General features: G+C 38.2%; 15 protein-coding genes. All 15 read left to right on the forward strand.

Annotation, left to right across the window (positions count from 1 at the left end; translation table 11 throughout):
• Positions 1-36 precede the first annotated feature (36 nt).
• Positions 37-1,206, forward strand: coding sequence for an efflux RND transporter periplasmic adaptor subunit (locus FFU37_RS19845; protein WP_002958689.1), 1,170 nt, complete (start codon positions 37-39; stop codon positions 1,204-1,206).
• A 9-nt stretch (positions 1,207-1,215) separates the two neighbouring features.
• On the forward strand, positions 1,216-4,368 hold the full coding sequence (locus FFU37_RS19850; RefSeq protein ID WP_138490403.1) for an efflux RND transporter permease subunit: 3,153 nt from the start codon (positions 1,216-1,218) through the stop codon (positions 4,366-4,368).
• The gene (locus FFU37_RS19855) at positions 4,361-5,773 is read left to right on the forward strand and encodes a TolC family protein (RefSeq protein WP_138490404.1); all 1,413 of its coding nucleotides are present in this window, start codon (positions 4,361-4,363) and stop codon (positions 5,771-5,773) included. The genes FFU37_RS19850 and FFU37_RS19855 overlap by 8 nt, the downstream gene beginning before the upstream one ends.
• 10 nt (positions 5,774-5,783) lie before the next feature.
• Positions 5,784-6,812, forward strand: coding sequence for a zinc-binding dehydrogenase (locus FFU37_RS19860; RefSeq protein ID WP_138490405.1), 1,029 nt, complete (start codon positions 5,784-5,786; stop codon positions 6,810-6,812).
• A 605-nt stretch (positions 6,813-7,417) separates the two neighbouring features.
• A complete protein-coding gene (locus FFU37_RS19865) occupies positions 7,418-9,673 on the forward strand; it encodes an acyl-CoA dehydrogenase (protein WP_138490406.1) in 2,256 nt (751 codons plus the stop codon).
• Positions 9,674-10,608: 935 nt separating this feature from the next.
• Positions 10,609-11,661 carry a ComEC/Rec2 family competence protein gene (locus tag FFU37_RS19870; RefSeq protein WP_024596794.1) on the forward strand — a complete coding sequence of 351 codons (1,053 nt, stop codon included), beginning with the start codon at positions 10,609-10,611 and terminating at the stop codon, positions 11,659-11,661.
• On the forward strand, positions 11,658-12,998 hold the full coding sequence (locus FFU37_RS19875; protein ID WP_138490407.1) for an ABC-three component system protein: 1,341 nt from the start codon (positions 11,658-11,660) through the stop codon (positions 12,996-12,998). The genes FFU37_RS19870 and FFU37_RS19875 overlap by 4 nt, the downstream gene beginning before the upstream one ends.
• Positions 12,999-13,005: 7 nt before the next feature.
• Positions 13,006-13,539 (forward strand): ABC-three component system middle component 1, encoded by a 534-nt coding sequence (locus FFU37_RS19880; protein WP_138490408.1) that lies wholly within the window; start codon positions 13,006-13,008, stop codon positions 13,537-13,539.
• On the forward strand, positions 13,529-16,702 hold the full coding sequence (locus FFU37_RS19885; RefSeq protein ID WP_138490409.1) for an AAA family ATPase: 3,174 nt from the start codon (positions 13,529-13,531) through the stop codon (positions 16,700-16,702). Before FFU37_RS19880 ends, FFU37_RS19885 begins: the two co-directional genes overlap by 11 nt.
• 177 nt (positions 16,703-16,879) lie before the next feature.
• Complete coding sequence (locus FFU37_RS19890) at positions 16,880-17,836, forward strand: phosphotransferase (protein WP_138490410.1); 957 nt, start codon at positions 16,880-16,882, stop codon at positions 17,834-17,836.
• A gap of 146 nt (positions 17,837-17,982) precedes the next feature.
• On the forward strand, positions 17,983-18,612 hold the full coding sequence (gene upp / locus FFU37_RS19895) for a uracil phosphoribosyltransferase (protein ID WP_002958676.1): 630 nt from the start codon (positions 17,983-17,985) through the stop codon (positions 18,610-18,612).
• A gap of 10 nt (positions 18,613-18,622) precedes the next feature.
• Positions 18,623-19,861: a uracil-xanthine permease family protein gene (locus tag FFU37_RS19900; RefSeq protein ID WP_138490411.1), complete on the forward strand. Its 1,239-nt coding sequence runs from the start codon at positions 18,623-18,625 to the stop codon at positions 19,859-19,861.
• Between the two features lie 145 nt (positions 19,862-20,006).
• Positions 20,007-21,752, forward strand: a complete 1,746-nt coding sequence (locus tag FFU37_RS19905; RefSeq protein ID WP_138490412.1) for an HAD-IIB family hydrolase — start codon at positions 20,007-20,009, stop codon at positions 21,750-21,752.
• Complete coding sequence (locus FFU37_RS19910; protein ID WP_002958673.1) at positions 21,745-22,965, forward strand: glycosyltransferase family protein; 1,221 nt, start codon at positions 21,745-21,747, stop codon at positions 22,963-22,965. The genes FFU37_RS19905 and FFU37_RS19910 overlap by 8 nt, the downstream gene beginning before the upstream one ends.
• Positions 22,966-23,020: 55 nt before the next feature.
• Positions 23,021-24,799, forward strand: coding sequence for a sugar phosphorylase (locus FFU37_RS19915; RefSeq protein WP_138490413.1), 1,779 nt, complete (start codon positions 23,021-23,023; stop codon positions 24,797-24,799).
• The last annotated feature ends 310 nt before the right edge of the window (positions 24,800-25,109 follow it).

Below are 25,109 nucleotides of genomic sequence, written 5' to 3' on the forward strand. Positions count from 1 at the left end.
GTATTATGCGAGGCTAATCAACAATGGAGCGTCTTCATGAACAAACATCTAATTGCTGCTGCACTTACTGCGGCATCTTTAACACTTGCGGGTTGTGCTGATGAGAGCACAGCTCAATCAGCACCTGCACAGCAACTTCAACCAATTGATGTAGCACAGGTGCTTGTTAAGCCGGTACAGAGCTGGCACACATATACAACTCGTTTAGAGTCTCCACAAGAAGTTGCTTTAATGCCGCGTGTATCAGGAATCATCGATAGCATTGAATTTAAAGAAGGCGACGTGGTTAAGCAAGGCGATGTTTTATTTCAATTAGATGCTCGCCCATTTGCAGCGGTTGTTGCAAGCTTAAAAGCGCAAATTAAAAGTGCAGAAGCCGCACTTGAACAAGCTAAAAGTGAAGACAAACGTGCGGTACGCTTATTAGACCGTAAGGCAATCTCTACAGAGCAAGCACAAGCGCGCACTTCAACACTGCGCCAACGCGAAGCACAGCTTTCTGCACTGCAAGCACAACTTACCTCAGCAGAACTTGATTTAGAGTTTACGTCAGTAGTATCACCAATTGATGGCATTATTTCTCGCGCAAATATTACTAAAGGTAATAACGTACTTGCGGGTCAAAGCGTATTAACATCGATTGTTTCAAACCAAGCTATGTACGCTTATTTTGATGTTGATGAGCGCACATGGAATAGCTCTTTTAATGACGTTACTGCTGCGAGCCACCAAACTGTTGTAATGCAAAAAGTCGGTCAAAGTGATTTTGCATACAAAGGCTACATTAACTTTATTGATAACCAAATTAATTCATCAACGGGCACATTACGTGTACGTGCGGTATTTAATGAAGACAACAACCAATTACGCGCAGGCTCGTTTGCACGTATCAAGCTTGCAGCCAATTCTATTAGCGACGCTATTATTATCCCAGAACGTGCAATTGGTACTGACTTAAAAAATCGCTTTGTATTAACCGTTGGCGAAAACAACGTACTTGAATACAAACTAATTACTATTGGTGAGCGTTACGGTGCATTACGTGCGGTTACTTCAGGCCTTAACGAAGGTGATGTAATTGCTGTAAATGGTCCTGCTCGCGTAGGTCCTGGTATGCCAATCTCTCCTCAAACAGTAACAATTGATACAAGCGGTGTGGCATTTACATTGTCAAATGACAACGCACAACTTGTGGCTAAGCAATAAGGTTTATTGATGAAATTTTCGCATTTCTTTATACAGCGCCCAATATTTGCGGCTATGCTGTCGTTGGTTATTTTAATTGCTGGTGGCATATCACTATTCCAATTACCAGTAAGTGAATACCCAGAAGTAGTTCCTCCAACAGTTGTTGTTACCGCCAACTACCCAGGTGCTAACCCTACCGTTATTGCGCAAACAGTGGCAACACCGCTGGAGCAAGAAATTAACGGCACTGAAAACATGTTGTATATGTTTTCGCAAGGTACCAGTGATGGCCGTATGACACTAACGGTAACATTTGCGTTAGGTACCGATTTAGACCGTGCTCAAGTACAAGTACAAAACCGTGTAAACAGTGCACTTCCGCGTTTGCCAGAAGAGGTACAACGCTTAGGTGTTGTGGCTGAAAAGTCATCACCCGATTTAACCATGGTAGTGCATTTATATTCACCTGAAAAAACGCACGACACAGCTTACTTATCTAACTATGCTGATTTAAACATTAAAGATGAAATTGCGCGCTTACCAGGCGTAGGTGATATTCGCATGTTTGGTGCTGGCAAATACTCAATGCGAGTATGGCTAAACCCAGATGCACTTGCTGCACGCGAATTAACAGCAACAGATGTAGTAACAGCACTTCGCTCGCAAAACCAGCAAGTTGCTGCAGGTAGCTTAGGTGCGCAACCAATTTCAAACGACAGTCAATTTCAAATATTGTTAAACGTTAAAGGTCGTTTAAACAGTATTGAAGAATTTGAACAAGTTATTATTAAAGTAGGCGACGAAGGCCAGTTAACGCGTTTATCTGATATAGCCCGTGTTGATCTAGGTCAAGACACTTACGCACTGCGTGCAGAGCTTGATAATCAACCAGCACTTGCAATGCCAATATTCCAACGTCCAGGTTCAAACGCTATTGAGCTTTCTGATCAAGTACGCGAAACAATGGCGCGCTTATCTAAAGATTTCCCTACTGGTGTTGAATACGACATTGTGTACGACCCTACGGTATTTGTTCGCGGCTCAATTGACGCGGTAATTGCCACTTTGCTTGAAGCAATTGTACTGGTAGTTATTGTTGTTATTGTATTTTTACAAACGTGGCGTGCATCTATTATTCCGCTAATTGCTGTGCCTATTTCACTTATTGGTACATTTGCCGTAATGCAGTGGTTAGGTGTATCAATTAATACCTTGTCGTTGTTTGGCTTAGTATTGGCCATAGGTATAGTTGTAGATGATGCGATTGTAGTTGTTGAAAACGTAGAGCGTAATATTGAAAAAGGCTTATCGCCACTTGAAGCAACCCGCGTTGCAATGAGCGAAGTAACAGGCCCTATTATTGCCATTGCGCTAGTACTAAGTGCTGTATTTATTCCTACTGCGTTTATTACCGGTTTATCAGGTCAATTTTATAAGCAATTTGCACTTACAATTACAATTTCGACGATTATCTCAGCGTTTAACTCATTAACGTTATCGCCTGCGCTTGCTGCATTGTTATTAAAATCGCACGATGCAAAACCAGATGCGTTCACGCGTTTACTTAATAAATTGTTTGGTCGTTGGTTGTTTAAACCATTTAACCGCGTATTTAATCGTGGTGCTAAAGGTTACGAAAAACTGGTACAAAAACTAATCCGTATGACCGTTGTTGTAATGGTGGCTTATATTGCACTTGTTGGCGGCACAATTAAGTTATTTGATACCGTACCAGGTGGCTTTATTCCACAGCAAGACAAACAGTATTTAGTGGCTATTGCGCAGTTACCTGACGCATCAAGCCTTGATCGTACTGAAGATGTACTTGCTCAAATGCAGCAAATTGCATTAGAAGTCCCAGGCGTTGCACATACTGTTGCTTTTCCTGGCTTATCAGTGAACGGTTTTACGAATAGCCCTAACAGCGGCATTGTATTTACACCACTTGAGAGCTTTGACAAACGTAGCGATCCGAGCCAATCAGCGATGGCGATAGCGGCGCAGTTGAATAAACGTTTTGCTGCCATTGATGAGGCATTTGTAGCGGTATTTCCACCGCCGCCAATTCAAGGTTTAGGCACTACCGGTGGTTTTAAACTGCAAATAGAAGACAGAGCTAATAAAGGGTTTGAAGCATTATTTAATAGCCTGCAAGCCGTTATTGGTAAAGCGCAACAAGACCCTGCATTAATGGGTCTGTACTCAAGTTTCCGTATCCAAGTCCCACAAATGGATATTGATATTGACCGCGAACAAGCGCTTATTCAAGGTATTCCACTTGATGAAGTATTTAATGCACTGCAAATTTACTTAGGCTCTGTGTACGTAAATGACTTTAATATGTTTGGCCGTACGTACCAAGTAAATGCACAGGCTGATGCTGACTACCGCTTAGACCCTGATCAAATACTTAATTTAAAAGTACGTAATCGCTCAGGTAATATGGTGCCATTAGGCTCTGTATTAACAGTAACACCAACAATTGGTCCTGACCGTGTTATGCATTATAACGGTTACCCAAGTGCAGAACTAAATGGTAGCCCAGCGCCAGGTTATAGTTCTGATCAAGCACAAGTTGCTATTGAAAAAGTACTCGCAGACACACTACCAACAGGTATTGAGTATGAGTGGACTGAAGTAACGTACCAACAAGTACTTGCCGGTAACACCATGGTTTATGTATTCCCGTTAGTTGTATTACTTGTATTTATGGTACTTGCAGCGCAGTACGAGAGCTTACGTTTACCACTGGCAATTATATTAATTGTACCAATGACTATCTTCTCAGCCTTGTTAGGTGTGTGGTTTGTTGGCTCTGACAACAACATATTCACCCAAATAGCGCTCATAGTTCTGGTCGCGTTGGCTTCTAAAAATGCGATATTGATGGTTGAGTTTGCAAAAGATAGACACGACTCAGGCTTATCGCACTTAGAGGCAATACTTGAGGCATGTCGTATGCGCTTGCGCCCAATATTAATGACGTCAATTGCATTTACAGCAGGTGTTGTACCGTTAGTACTTGCCACCGGTGCGGGCGCCGAAATGCGACACGCAATGGGTAACGCCGTATTCTCAGGCATGATAGGTGTAACCGTGTTTGGCCTATTGTTTACGCCGGTATTTTATATGTTAGTGACTAACAAAAAAGAGAAAGCGCAGGAGAATACTCATGACTAAATTAATGCAAAAAAGACTTAAAACAAGTCTAACTGTCAGTGCAGTATTAGTCGCTGCGTTTTTAGCCGGGTGTGCGAGTAAAATAGACACCATGAGTGAGCAAAAAGCCGTTAACGAATTTGTTGCCAAAGCTAATATTGCTAGTAACGTTAGCGTTGCTGATGAAACAAACTGGTGGAACAAGCTTAATTCTGATCAACTAAATGAGCTTGTTACTGGTGCGCTTGCAAATAACTATAATTTGCAAACAAGCCAGCTAACACTTAAAAGTGCATTAGCGCGATTAGGAGAGCAAAAAGCCCAGTACCTTCCGCAAGGTGGCGTAAATGTTGGCGCAGCTCGAAGCGATGCACCAAGCGTTTATGACCGTCAATCAAGTGCAAACGTTGCACTTGATTGGCAGCTAGATTTATTTGGTCGCATAACAGCGTTGGTTGATGCTGCAAATGCATCGGCCATGAGCCAAGCAGAGCAAGTACGTTTACTGCAAATTGAAGTTGTTTCGTCAGTTGTTAAAGGCTTTGTAAGTTATCAAGGTAATGTTGAAAAACAACACATTGTAGCACTTCAAATTGAAGCGCTTGAGCAAAGTATTGACGTTCTTCAAGCCCGTGTTGACGAAGGCGTCGCAAACGAGCTTGATTTAAACCGTACGATGGCTCAGCTTAGGCAGCAACAAGCACTAATGCCTGCCATTGAATATGCAAAATACAGCGATTTATCTGCGCTTGCAGTACTAAGCGGTAAGCTAGCGCAAAATATTGCTATTGAAAACGAGCAAAGCGTGCTTGAACGTGACTTTAGCGTCGCACTAAAAAATGCTAATAACGCTATTGCCTTACGCCCTGATATTAGCCGCGCGCTGTTTGATTTTAGCCAAGCAAATAGTTTAAGTGTTGCAGCTAGCAAAGCGTTATTACCCGATATTAGCTTATCTGCATTTGCAGGGGTTGTGAGTATAGACAGCACAGGCTTAAAAAATACCGATCAGCAGTGGCAAGTAGCGCCGCAGTTACAATGGTCGTTATTAAGTTACCCAGCATTATTAGCACAGCGCGACGCGCAGCAGTTTTTAAGTGAAGCCGCATACAGCGATTATCAACAAGTGGTATTAACTGCATTAAGTGAAAGTGAACTTTCACTGCAATTGTTGGTCAATCAAGCACAGCAAAAACGCTTTGCCGATGAACGCTATGACTTTGCTAATAAAGCATTTTTACAAGCACAAGCCATGTATGAAGAAGGCCAAATTCCTTACCTTGAGTTGTTAGATGCGCGTCAGGATGTTTTAATAGCACAAGAAAATGCTGTTGAAACAACAATTTCTTCACTGCTTGCCAAAGTAAATGCTTACCAGTCATTTAATGGCCAATGGAGTTATGCGTTAAACGACACTAATAAGTAGAGTTATATTGATGCCAAATACTGAAAATTTACATGAATACATTATCCCGCAAACAATGCGCGCTATTGTACTGCCAGAACCAAATGAAGCAATTAACTTAGCGGATGCTGAGCTGCCTGTTCCAGACTGTGCAGATAACGAGCTGCTTGTAAAAGTAGAGTACGTTGGTTTAAATCCAGTTGATGGTCAATTTGCTAAAACAGGCTTTTGCAAGTGGCAGTATCCACACATTTTAGGCTTAGATGCTGTAGGTGTTGTGGTTAAAGCTAACAAAGGTGTGTTTCCAAATGTTGGCGAGCGGGTTATGTGGCATGCCAACATTGGTGAGCAAGGTGCTTTGAGCGAATACACCAAAGTGCCTAACTTTGCAGTGTCGGTTGTGCCAAGCGGTTTAAATCCGGCCATTGCAGCTACACTTCCATGCGCCGGTATGGCAGCACTTATCAGCTTAGATAAAATAGGCATTAGTGAAGGCGATACTATTTTTATTGAAGGCGGAGCCGGAGCGGTAGGGCAGTTTGCTATTCAATATGCAAAACAGCGTGGTGCAGATGTATTTACCACCGCATCAAAGCGTAACCATAAATTGGTTAAGCAACTAGGCGCTGATGTGATTTTTGACTATAGCGATAAAAAGCTATGCGAAAAAATCCGCAGAGAACTTGGCCCGCAAGGCTTTGATGCGGTTATTGATACGATAGGTGGTGAGTGTACTCAGCGTAATATTGAGTTAATGCGTTTTTGCGGACGTATTGCCTGCTTAAATCCACTCCCTTGTTTTGATCAAGACTTAATGTATCACCGAGCGCCGAATATTAGCGTTGTATCGATTGGTGGTGCATGGCTTGCTAATAGTTTATGTGCACAACAACGCTTGAGCTTTATGGGCAACCTGTTACTTGAAGGAGCTGTTAGTGGCGACATTAAACACCCAGAAATAACGCCCGTAGATTTTAGTGCAGAGTCAGTATCGCAAGCGCTTAATAAACAACTTGCTGGTGGTTTTACCGGCAAGCAAATTGTTAAAGTTGCTAACTGAAGCGCTTATACAATTTGATTTAAATTTAAGTAGTTTTAGCTAGATTAACTGATAATGTAGCCTCTACAAATTGAATAAAAACGTAGCCTATTTGTGCTGCGTTTTTTTATGCCCATCAAAAAATAGATACAGCGCTAGGGTCTGTTGATCTTTCAAGGTTGAATTTGCAGCAGTCTGTTTGGTATTTAGGCAAGGCAGAGCCTATGTAGTGTGGTTATTCCCCATAAATGGGCGATAACGTAGCATTAATGCCAAACAGGCGCTGCCCAAGGGGTTCTTCCTAGGGGCTATTTACTCTTTGTTGCTCGGTTTTTACTTAGCCCACTAGGTTACAAACCTCGCGCCGCGATTAAATAGCCCCTAGTTTGAACAAATTTTAATCCGCAAAGATCAACAGACCCTAGAGCTTTTGCTGTTTTATTCATCATTTTAGCTAAAATACTTTTTTTCAGCGTACAACTGTAAGCCTTTGTGTTTCAACAGTTTACGTTCAGGTAAAGAAAATAAATTGAAAAAACTGTTAATTAATTGAATAGAGTAATTGATCTAAACGATTTTTTATGACGTAATGTAGGTATTATTTAGCTGGTCGGATGAGTTCAATCATGAGTTTACGTACAAAACTAAAAAAAGTATTACCAAGTATTTCTATCACAGAACAAGAAGCGCTAGACGCGGGTGATGTATGGCTTGAAGGTTCTATCTACCAAGGTAAACCTGATTTCAGTGCACTTCGCGACGTACCTGCTGCTACATTAAGCGCAGACGAGCAAGCATTCTTAGACGGTCCAGTAAAAGAACTACTGGGCATGATTGACGATTCAGTGATTCAAAACGGCATTCATTTACCAAATGACATCTTAGAATTTTTGAAAAAAGAGCGTTTTTTCTCGCTTATCATTCCTAAGTCGTTTGGTGGTTTAGAGTTTAGCCCTTATGCAAACTCTACCATTGTTGGCACAATTGCGACTAAAAGCTCAGCAGTTGCGGTAACCGTAATGGTTCCTAACTCGTTAGGCCCAGGTGAGTTATTACTTCACTTTGGTACGCAAGAACAACAAGCACATTACTTACCACGCCTAGCAAATGGTACAGACATTCCATGTTTTGCATTAACAAGCCCAGAAGCGGGTTCTGATGCAGGTGGTATTCCTGATGTTGGTAAAGTAACTAAAGGTATGTACAACGGCGAAGAAGTGCTTGGTTTAGAAATTACTTGGGACAAGCGCTACATTACACTTGCACCTATTGCTACCGTACTTGGTTTAGCATTTAAAGTAGTTGACCCTGATGGTCTGCTAGGTGGTAAAGAAAACCTAGGCATTACCTGTGCACTTATTCCCAAAGAGCACCCAGGTGTTGAGCTTGGTAATCGCCACGACCCAATGGGTATTCGTTTTTACAACGGTACTACACGTGGTAACAAAGTATTTGTACCAATGGATTTTGTTATTGGTGGACAGAAAAACATCGGCCGTGGTTGGCAAATGCTGGTTAGCTGTTTAGGTGCTGGCCGTGGTATTTCATTACCTGCGCTAGGTGTTAGTACAGCACAAGTTGCATTTAAATCAGCATCTGAATACGCAGCAGTGCGTGAACAGTTTGGTTTAGCCATTGGTCAGTTTGAAGGTATTCAAGAAAAACTAGCCGACATTGCAGGTAAAACATACCTACAAGAAGCAATGCGCGTACTTACAACTGAAGGCTTAGGCATGGGCTTAAAACCATCAGTAGTAACCGCAATCGCTAAATACCATATGACAGAGCTTGGTCGCGACGTACTTGATTCAGCAATGGATATTCAAGCAGGTAAAGCGATTCAAAATGGTCCACAAAATACATTAGCAAGTGGTTATGTTGCTCAGCCGATTGCCATTACGGTAGAAGGCGCGAATATTCTTACACGTAACCTAATGATCTTTGGTCAAGGTGTTATGCGTTGTCATCCATATTTACAATCTATGGTTGAGTCAATTCACAGTGAAGACAAAGGCGCAGATAAAGAATTTAACGGCATTTTGCGTAAAACAATCGGCTACAGCACAGCAAACAGCTTACGTGCTTTTCGCTTAGGTGTTTTACCATTTACAGCAAGTGCAAACTCTGAATTACCAGAAGTACGCGACTACGAAAAAGCAGTACATAAATTATCTGCAAAACTTGCAGTGTACGCAGACTTTTCGTTACTTGTACTTGGCGGTAAGTTAAAACAAGCAGAAATGCTATCGGCACGTTTAGGTGATGTAATGAGCTTCTTATATGCAGCTATGGCATCAATTAAATACTACGAGCAAAAAGTATCAAGTAGTGACCGTGAGCAAGCAGCGCCGTATTTCCATTACGCGACTCGTTTTGCACTACAAAGTGCTGAAGAAGCATTGCATAAGTTTTTAGATAACTTCCCTGCAAGTGGTACACGTAAGTTTATTCGTTTCATTACAATGAACTACTCAACTAAAATGCCAAAAATTAGCGACGATTTAATCCGCGAACTAGCTAAGCAAGCTCAGCTAGATACCGCATTTAAAGCGCAAATCACGCATTTAGTTAAACCAGTAGTGGGCGATGGCCATCATATTAATGAGCAAGCTTACAAAGCTAAAATGGCATCACTTGGCGAGCTGGCTAAAGTTAAAAAAGCATTACGTGCTAAAGTAATTAAGCCAGGTGCACGTTTTAGCATCACGCTTGATAACGCACTAGCGGCAAACGTAATCACGCAAGCTGAACACGTTCAGTTAATTGATTACAACATCAAACGTGAAAAAGCGATTCGTGTAGATGAGTTCGATTTTGATATGAACATACTAGACGATAACGCACAGCCAATTAACCCGCTTAAAAGCGTAGTTAATCAGTAAGTTAAAGTAATTAAATTCAATGATGCAAAGCGCCCGCAGTATCGGCGCTTTTATTTTTGAAAAGTATTAGTGTGGAGCCCCGCTTGTGTAAAAACAAGCGGGGCTTTTTTATGTTTGCAATATCGAGACTGGAGTAATGATGGCTCATTATATGGTCGTTTTGCTTGTTCAACTAGAGTGGCTGTTTAGTTTATTTTCCATAAAAAGATGAACAATAGGCAAAGCCGACCTAGTTCAAACCCGGCGAAGGCTCGGCATTAGATACAGAATGGGTGTTTACGATTTATGTAGGGGTAGGTTCGAAACTCATTAGGGACGCTGAAAATCAGTTAAGCCCGGATATATGCCAGAGCAGCCCCATTTTATTGGTTACTGAATACTGCGGTTTATCAGCTGATTTGGAGCGATGTTTAAAAAAGAATAGATTAAGATCGTAAAAAACAACCTTGAAGGATCATTAGGGCTTGATAGCGGCAGAGCGTCCATATGTGTCTAGTTTATTTATGGTTTAGGCAATTAAGTTAACCAACGACCTTATCGGAAAGAGGTAGCAATGCTTTTTGACAAAATTACTACCTAGATGTCCGTCGCACCACAGCTAATTGCTGCACTCAACTAATTTGAAGTATTTCCGCAATATTGGCTAACCATGTAGCTATAGTTCAAATCTACAGCTGAATTAGCTGGCTAGAGTTCTCACCTCGAATACATAAAAACATTAGAAAATTTTTAAATCATTTGAATGATAATCATATTATGTCAAATGTGAACTGTACTAGCTTTCTTCAAATGAGCTTATACGATTAAAACTAGTTGTAAGCTTCCTATTCTAATGGCACTATTATTGGACACTAATTATATAACTATTAATAGCTTAGTCGGTAAGAGAGTGGTGTATGTTTCACCTAACCCGCAGAGAATAGCTTGAGAAAATTATGTCTATACAATTAACAGTATTGAAAGCGTCATATGGTGACTCCCTTGTGATTTCAGGGGACTTTGATGGAAAGAAGCGTAATATTCTTATTGATGGAGGGCCAGGGGAAACTTTTCAGCAAGGAGTACGCCCTGGTAGTTTAAAAACTTATCTTGACCAAGTTAAATCTGCCGATGAAAAGATAGACCTTTTAATCATAACCCATGAAGATCAAGATCATATTTGTGGATTAATATCTGCTTTTGAAGAGGAGGGCTACCTATCAGATCTTACTACAGAGGTTTGGTTTAACTCAGGAAAGCTGTTGTCTGAAAAACTAGCTATTACTGAAGAGCGTGATAAGCAAAAGGTATCTACTTCTAATTCAACGGCGACAAGCATCAATGATGGTATTACTCTAGAAGAGCTCCTAAATCAAAAAAAAATAAAACATGATCAAATTATCCATTCAAGGTTAAAAAATGGAAACCGAATAGAAAAATACGGCTGTGAGTTTGAAATACTCTCTCCATCTATTAAAAAGCTGAAGAAAAGAAATGCAAAGTGGGCAGAGAAATATCCTAGTAATTTGACTTCAAGTGCCAGAAAGAAAGCAGACCTGAGATCTTTGATGAATGGAAAAACAGGCGCTTCAGATGGCTCCCCTAGTAATGGTGCATCAATCGCTTTCAATTTTAAATTTGGTGGCAAAACACTAATGTTGTTAGGTGACGCTCACGCAATAGAAGTTATTCGTGGTCTGAAATCTTTTGGTTACACTACTACTAAAAAAATTAAGGTGGACTATATGAAGCTATCTCACCATGGTAGTAAGAACAATACAAGTAAGAAGCTATTGAATTATATTGATTGTGAATCTTATATTGTAACAACCGATGGAACTGGTCACGGGCATCCAGATAAAGAGGTGTTTGCAAGAATTATTGAGTGTAGTGGAAATAAACCGTCATTTTTATTCAATCACCCTGAATTAATAGATAAAATATTCCAGAAAGATGATTATGAACACTTTGATTTTGTTGCCAAAGAAATTGATACAATCCCATTATGAACCAAGACCAATATTTTGAGAATATAGTTACAATCAATGGGGGATCTGGAGTTATAGTGAACTCTTTGACTTCTGACTATTCATATATATACACAGCTAAGCATGTTATATGTATTGATAATGAAGATATTCATAGTGATTTACTTCCAATCAGAGACCTAATAGTACGCGATTACAATAACGAACCTATTGAAATTTTAGAAATTTTAGTTAATAGCAGTAATTCCCTAGATATAGCAATATTACGAACATCAAAACAAATAAATTCTGATGTGGTAATTTCGAGAAAAATAATATCATCTTCTGAAAAGGTTAGATTTTGTGGTTACCCTGGACGTAGTAGAGATGCTCCAGTAATACTAAATAGATATAGAAATCATTCTTATGAATTTGATGTTAAGTACACTGAACACATTAAATTAAAAACATCAATGAACATCGAATTCAGTTGGATAGTTGGGATGTCTGGAGGTGGAGTTTTTACTGATGGCGACGGTGTGGTTTTGCGAGCGATTGAGACAAAGTATTCAGGTTCTAAGAATGAATATGATGGATGTGTTGTTGCTGTAAACATTAACAAATTTGATGACATAATTCATCACATTAATGAATCGAGAAGCGAAAAATTATCAATAGTTCTACCAGTAGAGCTGCAATCGTTTCAAACACTTGAAAACCTAGCATTTAAATTTTCTGACGGCTGGGATCAACCTGCACTACTAAATAGTATTCGCAAGTTACTTATCTGCATAGGGCAGACAAAAGTTACAGCGATAGGTATTACCCCCATAACAGTAAAAGAAGAGCTTGAACATATATTAGAATGTGAATTCTATGAGAATTTTGAAGTAAATGAACCGAAGTATTGGGCTGCATTTTTCGAGTTAATCGTAATATCTGTGATGGTTGATGAACCTGAAACGTTTGATAAAACTTATCTTAGTAACATATTAAATAAAAGAAGAATTATATATATAAATAGTAATAAGACATGGCAGAAACACCTTTTAAGTATTTTAGATAATGAATATATCAATCACGATGAAAATGGTTTTTTCATCGTCAAGACAAATAGCCCCTCACAAAGAGTAAAATATAATTCAGGGGCAATTTCACATATGTATATTAATCAAGTAACTAATTCTGGTGATGACTATAATATTGATAATGTCCAAAATAACAAAAATCTGAAGAAAACCTTGATTGACTTAGATGCTTTAAATAATAAGTGCATTTATGATCAGCAAGAAGAATTAGAGAGCTTTAACATAGTTACTGGAAGTGAACACATAAAAGATAAAATAAAAAGTAACTACAGTAAATATTTGATTATTTAGAGGGCTTATGATTAATAATAGTTTTTATGAAATAGAACAACTACCTGAGTTACTTCAAGAAGAAGAAAACCTAAAGTTATATAGCTTTGATTTGGATGAAGAAAACAAAATATTTTCATTTGTTAAAACTATCTCAACTCATGATGAGTTGGAGTCTAGTTGGTTAGATCTAACGCAAGTAATCGGCACAGAGTTTATTTGTGAACAATCTAGTGACTTCTCTAGATGGAATACATACCTTGTTTTCATTTCTAAAGAAAAAATCTCCCAGGATGTTCGTAGTGAAATAGAAAACAATAAAATTTTCGTAAGAAAAATAATATCAGATGATGGTAACTTTAATATTCATGTAGTTGAAAAACTAAATGTGATTTTATTGGGCTTTGATATAGATACTTCTAGAAAAAAGGATGTTGATGATAGCTTAATATTAAGTAACATTTCAGAGAAAATAATATCTAGTCGATACTCCAAATTCAATAAGGATGATAAAGCAAATTTTATTTCACTAATCATAAACGAGAATAAACATGAAAATTAAAAAAGTTGAAATCCAAGCTTTTAAAGGATATCTAAAAAAAGAAGATAGTACATTCGACTTTATGATTAATGACGAACCAGCAAAGCTAGTTGCTATACATGCTCCAAATGGATATGGAAAAACATCCTTCTATGATGCTATTGATTATGCCATAACAAATAATATTCACAGATATATAAGAATTCCATCAATAAAAACACTCAACAATAAATTGTCTTCAGACCAAATACATGATTCTGGTAATGATTTTGGTAGTAAGCTGATTTTAAGAAATATAAACAACCCAGATAAATTGAATACGACTGTAACCGTTGATACGACTATCGAAAATTTTACTGCTTCAATCAGTGCAGATAAAGCGACTAGAGATTATGTATTCGATCCGAATAAAACGCCTAAAGATAGGAAGTTTTTTGAAAAAGTCATTTTATCTCAAGAAGCTATAGATGGTTACATAAGAGAGTCTAGACCAGAGCAAAGGTATCTCGAATTTATTGAGTGTCAATCAGATGATATAAAAGAATTAGAGTCAAGTCGTATTGAACTTTATCAGGCTCTTTCAGATATTAACTCGATGAAAACTATTATCGAAGATAAGCTGACTTTACTTAAGAAAGAATCTATAGATTCTCATAAAGATTCAATTGTTAAAGAAAAATTCACGAAATATGTGAGCGAACTTATTAAACTTGGTATCGAATTACCTAGCTTTGATGGAGTAGAACAAAATAAAATAAAAGAACAAATTGAGATGGTTTTGAATAATAAACTTTATCTCATAGAAGAAAAAAATAAATCACTAAATGAAGAAAAAGACATTATAAAAAAAGAGATATCTAAATATCATGCTGAGTATAGAAAGTCATTTAGGGAGATTAAAAGGCTTTCATTGGAAAAAGGTGCAATACTATCCAATAAAAATAACTATGAAAACCACCAGTTATTGATAAAGAAGATCTTTAATGAAAATAAAGAGTTAGATTTTAAAATAAAATTACAGAATGAAGCTTTCAAATACTATGAAAAAATCCCTGCATACATAAAAGCAAAACTCAATGTTAACTCTCTAGTGAAATCTAATGAAGACAAATATCATAAGGTTAAAGAACTTTCAGCGTCTAACTTAAAACTTAGTAAAACAATAGAGAACTCGAAAGAAATAATAAACAGCGGTTTATCTTATATTAATGTTCTTCAAAGGAAAAGAGACGGGTTAGATGGTAATTATCTACAATTAGAAGAGTTAACGAATAAAAAAATTCATTTAATTGAAAAATCAAATAAAGACAAAGAAGAATTATCAGTAAATGAAACTAGAGTTTCTGAAATTAATGAAATCATCAGTAAAACAAAAAACATTGATTTTGTATCCTATGGTTGGGAAAATGGTCTACAAGAATTAGGTCTTATAACTTCTGATGATTATAAACTTATACTAAGTAATAAGATAAAACTACATAACATTCAAAAAGAAGAGAATAAACTTAAGCAAAGTGCATCCAACCTTAAAGAAAACGAAGAAGAATTAAAGAAACTCCAAGGTTATGGATTGACTTACTTAAGTAAAGTTTCAAATTCGAGTATCTCAAACTGCCCATTATGTTATTCTCCCTTTGAAAATCATGACAAACTATGTGAAAGCATACAAAATAATGAATATTTAAAAGACTTTATTGATCCTATTTATCAAAAAAACTTGGAGTTTAGAAAAAATAAGGAAGCTATAAACTCATCGACAAATGAGATCGCACAACGCTACGAACTTTTAGTACTACAGCACCTTTCTGATAAGCAGTTAAAATTAAATGATTTACTCAGTGAACAAGAAAAAATAAAAGGAATTTTATCTAAGGATTCAAATGAACTACATGACTTTGAAAAACGGATAAATAATCTACATTCAATAACACAAGGTAAAGATAAAGATACAAATATAGCAGATATTAACAATGAAATTTATCTTTATGAAAACTCTCATAATAGATTAAATGAAGTTATAGATACTCACAACTTAACAATAATAAACAATAAAGAAGAAATATTTGCTCTTGAGTCACTAATTTCTAATAATAATGAGGATTTAAAAGAGCTAAGTTTAGTTAAAGAGTTTGAAGAGTTTTTGATTGCTAAGCTTTCTATTGAATTGAATAGTACAATTGAAGATGATGTTAAGACCACTTTCTACAACACTCTATCAATATTAAACGAAAGCAGCGACACTAAGAAACAAAATATTGCTAATTTGGAGTTAGAGAAAGATAAACTATCTCAACCGATTGAAACTTATCTAAGATTATCTGAAGATGATGCGATTGAATCTTTCAACAAAATTTTCACTGATATTAATATTAAAATCAACAGAGAGAAAGAGAACATCGATAGTCTCTACTCAATTCTACCAATAAACATTCAAAGTGATGTTTTTGAAATGAATGAGGATGACTTGAGTTCTATTCTAAATCACCAGTTTAATGAGAAATCTTTTGAATATGATAACAGTAGTAAAATATCTTTTTGTCTCAGAGGTTTATTAAATCTTCTTGAAGTTTACTCCAAATATATAAAAGTAATTAATATTGATGCACAGATAAAAAATGAAGAAGAAGAATTAAGTAGCATCTCTTCTGTTGTTAGTATTTTAAATGATGATGTATCGTCGATAAATACACGTCTGAAGAAAAAAATTGATTCTTACTTCTATTCTGAGTTAGTAAATCAAATATATTCTAAGATCGATCCACACCCAGGGTTTAAGAAAGTTGTATTTGAATGTACGTTCAGTGATAACGACAAACCTAAGCTTAACGTTTACCTTTCTAATGACGAAAGTTCAGCTCTTATTTCGCCTAATATCTACCTCAGCTCAGCACAGATTAGCGTTCTAAGCTTAAGTATTTTCATGGCTAGAGCTTTAAATTCCGAAGAGTACAAAGGGAATGCAGTAGACTGCATTTTAATAGACGATCCAGTGCAATCAATGGACTCTATAAACGTTCTGTCAGTAATCGATTTGTTCAGAAATTTAGCCGTAATGTTTAATAAACAGATCATAATCTCAACTCATGATGAACGATTTTACAATTTATTCAAAGCCAAAGCTCCAAGAAATATTTCTAAGTTTTTAGAACTTGAATCACATGGTAAGGTTAAATCAGGGTTGTAGAAAATAAACAAAGAAATAAATAAGAGAAAGAAATAACCTGGTGTAGTGGCATAGTGATTTTGGCGACTATTTACATACAAACTTGTATAAAACCAAGTGGGGCTTTTTTATGCCTTAGTTTTATTAAAAACGTCCACTAATGTTAAACTACAAAAAACTTAATTACTTAATATAGCTATGGCATTTTACATTCCTTTATTACAACCTCACTTTAAGCACATTGAAATTGGCGATACGCTTACATCACTTTGGAGTGGATGTGGCAGTATTGTGCAGTGCCAGCTTGATGATGAGCCATGTGTTATTAAAGCGATTAAAATACCCAGTTATATACACCATCCTAAAATTAAACAAAGCGAATTTGCGCTTAAAAGAAAGCAGCACTCATATAGTGTTGAATACACATTTTATAAGCTTTATAGCCAGCATTTACCAGTACATGCGCAAAGTATTGAATGTATAGGTGCAATTAATAAAGATGATGAATATGCGCTGGTGTTTAAGGATTTCACCAAACATGGGTTTGCTCAAGCAGGGGCACAACATGTTAAAGCTATATTAAAGTGGCTTGCACACTTTCATGCGTTTAACTTAAGTAAACCCGCTGAAGGGTTATGGCAGCAAGGCAACTACTGGTATTTAAGCACGCGCCCAGATGAGTTTAATAAACTAAAAGATAACCTTGATAAAAAGTCCGATATTAAAAATGCTGCACATAAAATAGATGAGCAGCTACAAAGTTGTGCGTATAAAACGCTGATTCATGGCGATGCAAAACTTGCTAACTTTGCAGCAAATGAGCGCGATGAAATACTCGGTTATGATTTTCAATATATAGGTGCAGGTTGCGGGATTATTGATGTAATGTATTTTATGACCAGTTGCTTAAGTGATGCACAATTACACGAGTGCGCTGATGAGTACATTGCGTATTATTTTGACAATTTAAAGGCTGCTATTACTACTTATCATCCTACAGCACCAGCAAGTAAAATAGCTGACGATTGGCTCGCTTTATGGCCTTCTGCATGGGCTGACTTTTATCGATTTTTAGCTGGCTGGAGCCCCGAGCACCAAAAAATAAATAGTTATATGCAACAGCAAGTAAACAGCTGGTTAGCGAGTAACATTTAATAAACACAACGGGTTGATTGCTTGCATAAATATCAAGCAAAACAATACATTTTGGCACGATGTATGAAAATCTCTTTAAAACTACAGGTCAAATGACCTTTTTTAATATAAAATACTGCAAATTCTTGTATCAGTAGGTTTATATCATGGCAATTCACGTTATTTCACACCCTCTTGTTCAACATAAACTAGGCCTAATGCGAGCGCATGGTATTAGTACTAAAAGCTTTCGTGAATTATGTTCTGAAGTTGGAACCTTATTAACTTACGAAGCAACTAAAAACCTACAGTTAGAAGATAACGAAATTACAGGCTGGGATGGCAATAAATTAAAAGTAGAGCATATTAAAGGTAAAAAAATTACCGTAGTGCCTATTTTACGCGCTGGTCTTGGCATGATGGACGGTGTTATGCAGTTATTACCAGCGGCTAAAGTAAGTGTTGTTGGTCTTGAACGTAACGAAGAAACGCTAGAGCCAGTACCATATTTTGAAAAGCTCGTAGGTAATATTGATGAGCGCTTAAGCTTAGTTATTGACCCTATGCTTGCAACGGGTGGCTCAATGATTGCCACAATCGATATGCTTAAAAAAGCAGGCTGTAAAGAAATCAAAGTAATTGTATTAGTAGCTGCACCAGAAGGTGTGGAAAAAACACTTACAGCACATCCCGACGTAGAAATATTTACAGCCTCTGTAGATAGCCACTTAAACGAAAAGGGCTATATTATCCCTGGTTTAGGCGATGCGGGTGACAAAATATTCGGTACTGTTTAGGAGTCTTTAAGTGCAAAATAATGACACCTTTTCAATAAAAACTATTTTAACAGGCGCGCAAATGCTGTTTGTAGCATTTGGTGCGCTGGTATTAGTGCCACTTTTAACGGGCTTGGATCCTAATGTTGCGCTTTTTACCGCTGGCATTGGTACTTTGCTGTTTCAGGTAGTGACTAAAGGCCAAGTGCCTATATTTTTAGCTTCATCATTTGCTTTTATTGCACCCATTATTGCCGCTGTGCAAATGTGGGGCGTGCCAGCCACTATGGGCGGCTTAATGGTAGCGGGCTTTGCTTATATGCTTTTAAGTTTATTAGTAAAATTTAAGGGCGTTGCAACGCTTCATAAAATTTTACCGCCTGTGGTTGTAGGCCCTGTAATTATGGTTATTGGTTTAGCGCTTGCACCTGTTGCTGTAAATATGGCGATGGGTAAAAGTGGCGACGGCAGTATTCAAATTATTGATTACAACAGCGCTATTTATATTTCGTTGTTCTCGTTAGTGGTTACGCTTATTTTTGCAGTGTGGGGTAAAGGCGTATTTAAGCTTATACCTATTCTGGCAGGGGTTGTTGCGGGTTATTGTTTATCGCTTGCAATGGGCGTTGTGCAATTTGACGCAGTAACTAACGCACAGTGGTTTGCTGTACCAAACTTCACATGGCCGGAGTTTAAATGGCAGGCTATTTTGTTTATGGTGCCTGTAGCAATAGCACCTGCAATTGAGCATATTGGCGATATGATGGCTATTAGCCAAGTAACCAATAAAGACTTTTTGAAAAAACCTGGGCTTCACCGTACTTTGTTTGGTGATGGCCTTGCGACGTCTGCTGCATCATTATTTGGCGGCCCGCCTAACACAACTTACTCAGAGGTAACGGGAGCAGTTATGCTTACCAAAAACTTCAATCCTAAAGTAATGATGTGGACAGCCATTATCGCCATTATTTTAGCCTTTGTTGCTAAAATGGGATCTGGCTTACAGACTATACCTGTACCTGTAATGGGCGGCATTATGATTCTACTTTTTGGCTCTATTGCTGTAGTGGGTTTAAATACATTAGTTAAGTCGGGCGATGATTTAACAGCACCACGTAACTTAAGTATTGTTGCACTTATTTTGGTGTGCGGTATTGGCGGTATGCATATTGGTGGTAGCCAATTTAGTTTAGAGGGCGTAAGTTTATGCGCTATTTTAGGCATTGTACTCAACCTTGTATTACCTAAGGCGCAGCCTCAAGAGAGTTAATAGTGCACGTAAGTTAAAAATATTGCACCAAAATAGCGCATTTTTAATGCGCTATTTTTTTAACCTACTAATAAATATGCAAAAATAATAATGGTCTATTACCTGCATTTAATTTCCAGAACGCATCGTATGCAAAGGAGTTACTATGTCAGAGGCCAATATTGTGGATATAACCCCGTTTTTAGCAAAACACCAACTGCCTTTAAAGTATCAATATTTGAGTGAGCAATATTTTGTTCCACTTGCGCATGACATCCTCGAATCTAAAAAAACAAATACTCCTATTTTTGTTGCCATAAATGGATGCCAGGGCTCAGGAAAAACAACACTCGCAGATTTTTTAGTTACGTGGTTTTCTAAAAACACACCACTTAACAGTGTAGCATTGTCAATTGATGACTTTTATTTAGCAAAACAAGCACGTACTGAGCTTGCCAAAGACGTACATCCTCTTTTTACTACTCGCGGAGTACCGGGTACTCACGATGTAGCGTTAATGAATAGCACAATAACTAACTTACTGGCAGGAGAGGTAAACGTACCGCTTCCACGTTTTAATAAACACGAAGACGACTGCGTGCCAGCAAGTGATTGGCTAACAAACGAAAAGCCAGTTGATATTGTTATTTTAGAAGGGTGGTGTGTAGGCAGTGAGCCACAACCGCTGTTTTCATTGAGTGAGCCGCTTAACGAGTTAGAGCAACAATTTGATAAAGAAGGCGTTTGGCGCCGCTGTGTAAATAGCTGTTTGGCAAATGAATATAAAGCCGTTTTTAACCTAATTGATTATACAGTTATGCTAAAAGCACCGAGTTTTAGTGATGTTTTTACATGGCGACAAGAGCAAGAACAAAAGCTAATAGCCAAAAAAGGTGAAGGCTCAGGCACCATGACTAACGAGCAATTGGTGTATTTTATTTCTCATTTTGAGCGCATTACGCGTGAGAACTTAAACACACTGAGCGCTAAAGCAAATGCTTTAATTGAACTTGATAGCAACCGAGATATTAGCGGTATGCACCTAACGAGTGATGACACCCTTCAACCTATTATTTTTACAGATTTAGACGGTACATTACTCGATCACGCCGATTACAATACCAATAATATCAGTGAGTTATTACAGCAGCTGCAAAATGCGCATATTCCTGTGGTGTTTAATACCAGTAAAACTTTTTGCGAAGTTATAGAGCTTAAAAACGATTTAAATATTCAACAGCCTTTTATTGTCGAAAATGGTGCAGCGGTATTTATTCCAGAAGACTATTTTGAATTAAAACCCATTGGTTGTAAAAAAGTAGGCGCTTATTGGTGCTACGCAATGGCAAAGCCGTTATCGAGTTTATTAAATGATTTAAATACTTTAAAGGCGGATTATAAAGCGCATTACAAATTGTTTAGTGACTTATCGAGTGAGCAAATATCAGAGCTTACCGGGCTAAACGATGCACAAGCAAGGCGCGCACAAACTCGCGATTATTCAGACCCTCTTTATTGGTATGGCAATGACGAATTACTCACAGCCTTTGTTAACGATGTTGAAGCACTCGGCTACGATATAAAAATTGGCGGACGCTTCATTCATATTGCCAAAAATACCGATAAAAGCGCTGCACAGCAGTGGTTAGTTAAACAGTTTACCCATCATTTCAGAAAGCCTCTCACGGTTATAGCACTGGGTGATAGCGATAACGATAAGCAAATGTTAGAGCACGCAAATATCGCCATTATTATTGCCAATCCGGCGAGTAAAAAGCCGGTTAAATTGTCGCACAATAAAGCACGATACTCTCAATCACCAGCACCGCTGGGATGGATTGAAGAAATAACGTCGTTGCCGTGTATTAGCAGTATTTTAAGTATTTCTGAGGAGCAAACATCTCATGGCTGATTTTTACCAAAATGGCATTATTACAACATTACATAATATTGCCGATAGACCAATAGAAGACCTAGAAAAAGAGCTACTTACTTTTAGCAAGCAGCGCCCTATGGGGTTAATACTTCCTTCGTTATTTAGTGAACTTGAAGGCCCTGCGCTGCAAAATATAGTTAGCGAGTTGCGTGAAGTACCATATTTATCACAAATTACGATAGGCTTAGATAGAGCCGACGAAGCACAGTACCGCCATGCACTTGGCTTTTTTAAAGAGCTAAACCAAAACCATAAAGTATTATGGAACGACGGCCCACGCTTACAAGCACTTGATAAAGAATTACAAGAGCTAGGTGTTGCCCCACGTGAGCTGGGTAAAGGGCGTAATGTGTGGTATTGCATGGGTTATAAATTAGCAACAGCAGAAGTAGAGTCTATCGCGCTACATGATTGCGATATTTTAACTTACGACAGAAGCCTACTTGCTCGGTTAATTTACCCCGTTGCGCATCCGCGTTTTAACTATGAATTTTGTAAAGGGTTTTACCCGCGTACTGCTAATGGCAAAATTAATGGCCGTGTATCGCGCTTATTAGTAACGCCACTGCTTCGCTCATTTAAAACAATTTTAGGCAATACCGACTACCTTGAATATATGGACTCTTTTAGATACCCACTTGCAGGTGAGTTTTCGTTTAGACGCGATGTATTAAACGATATTCGCATCCCAAGTGATTGGGGCCTTGAAATAGGTGTACTGAGTGAAATGTATCGTAACTATTCGCATAACCGCTTGTGCCAAGTAGATATTGCCGATAATTACGATCATAAACACCAAGAACTTTCACTTGATGATCAAAGTGCAGGCTTGTCTAAAATGTCGATTGATATTACTAAGGCATTGTTTAGAAAGCTGGCGACTCAAGGTGTTACTTTTACCAGCGAAACAATCCGTTCATTAAAAGCGACTTATTACCGTATCGGTTTAGATTTTATAGAAACGTATCATAACGACGCGCTAATGAACGGGTTAACGCTTGATGTACACCAAGAAGAAAAAGCAGTGGAAATGTTTGCACAAAATATTATGGAAGCAGGGCAACACTTTTTAGAAAACCCAATGGAAGCGCCATTTGTGCCAAGTTGGAACCGTGTTGTATCAGCAATGCCAGACGTACTTGAGCGCTTAAAAGAAGCCGTAGAGCTAGATAACGAAGAATATAGTTAACCTGCGTGCAGGTTAACTAGCCTATAAGTCTAAACAATAAATATTAGGGGCGCATGTGAGCACAGTTAGCGAATTATTTTTACAACGAGTAGAGCAACATCTTCATATTATTTATGAGGGTGTTGAGCTGCCTTTATCGGTTACTGAGCTTGCTCAGCAACTCATTAAAATTATATTAGGTAGCAATGCACTGCGCGACCCGACACCCCATACAAACCGATGGGATGAACAAGATATTGTATTGATTGCTTATGGCGACTCTATTATTAAACACGATGATAGCGAATTTGCCGTATCGAGCCCAATGGAGGCACCGCTTAAAACACTACACAGGTTTATAAAAGAGCAATGTGATATGCAGTTAAATGCGCTGCACATATTGCCATTTTACCCGTACAGCTCAGACGAAGGCTTTGCCGTAATGAACTACGTGCAAGTGAACGAGTCCTTGGGTGATTGGGGAGATATTCAAAATATCGCTAAAGATGTAAAGCTAATGGCGGATTTGGTTATTAACCATTGCTCAAGCAGAAGTGTATGGTTTGAGAACTTTTTAAATGATTTACACCCGGGTAAAGATTATTTCAAAACGGCGAGCTTAACGGATGATTTAAGCCAAGTTGTACGCCCGCGAACCTCATCGTTATTAAATACTGTAACTACGCCAAGCGGCGAAAAACACGTGTGGTGTACCTTTAGTCACGATCAGGTTGATTTTGATTTTGCAAACCCCGAGGTACTTAAAGAGTTTGTGGGAATAATTCGCCATTATTTAGACAATGGCGTGCGTTTATTTAGACTCGATGCGGTCGCATTTTTGTGGAAACAGCTTAATACAAGTTGTATTAACTTGCCGCAAACACATGAAGCCGTAAGGCTAATGCGAACACTTATTGAGCACGCAGAGCCCAGCGTAGTTATAATTACCGAAACCAATATTCCAAACCAAGAAAACCTGTCTTATTTTGGTAATGCCAACGAAGCGCACAGTATTTATAACTTTGCACTGCCGCCTTTATTGCTTCATACATTACTTAGTGGCGATAGCACTGCAATTAAGCATTGGATGATGAGCATGCCACCTGCGCAAAATGGTACGGCATACTTTAATTTTATAGCCTCGCACGATGGAATAGGGCTCAGACCAATTGAAGGTTTATTGCAACCCAGTGAAGTGGCGTCACTTGTAAGTACCACTATGCAATTTGGTGGTCGTGTATCTATGCGAACCAGTAACGATGGAACGCATACACCGTACGAGCTAAATATTGCTTTATTTGATGCTCTCCAAGGGACGCACAATGGCCCCGATAAGTTTGGCCTTGAGCGATTTATGTGTGCTCACGCAATTATGTTTGCGCTTGAAGGTATCCCAGGGCTTTATATTCATAGTTTGTTGGGTACAACTAACGATTACGACCGATTTGAAAATTCACAGCATAACCGTGCTATTAACCGCCATCGTTGGCAAGAGTCAAAGCTACTGGCGGCAATTGGTGAAAAGTACAGTCATCATCATAAAGTGTTTAACGGCATAAAAAGTTTATTGGCAGTACGCAAAAAGCAAAGTGCCTTCCACCCAAATGCTACACAGTTTACGCTGCATTTAGCAGGTGGATTGTTTGGTTTTTGGAGACAAAGCATTGACAGGCGCCAAAGCATATTTTGTGTTTATAACATTAGCGATAAACCACAAACACTCACATTGGCCGACTTGAACTTAATTAACACCCAAAAGTGGTTTGATTTGGTGGCAGATAAAACGATTGAAGAAAGCCAATTAACAATAGAGCTAGAATCATACCAAAGCGTGTGGCTGAGTAATATTAAATAAGACCTATTAAAAAAGGCTCGCACTGCGAGCCTTTGTTTTAACTAGGGCGTGTTGAACTTTGTGGATTGAAATTTGTTCAATCTAGAGGCGATTAAATCGCGACGCGAGGTTTGTAACCTAGTGGGCTAAGTAAAAACCGAGCAACAAAGAGTTAATCGTCCCTAGAAAGAACCCTTCGGGCAGCGCATGTTTGGTATTTATGCTGCGTTATCGCCTATTTATGGGGAATAACCACACTACATAGGCTCTGCCTTGCCTAAAAACCAAACATACTGCTGCAAATTCACCCACCAATGATCAACACGCCCTA

It is taken from the genome of Pseudoalteromonas distincta (assembly GCF_005877035.1).
Classification (GTDB): domain Bacteria; phylum Pseudomonadota; class Gammaproteobacteria; order Enterobacterales; family Alteromonadaceae; genus Pseudoalteromonas; species Pseudoalteromonas distincta.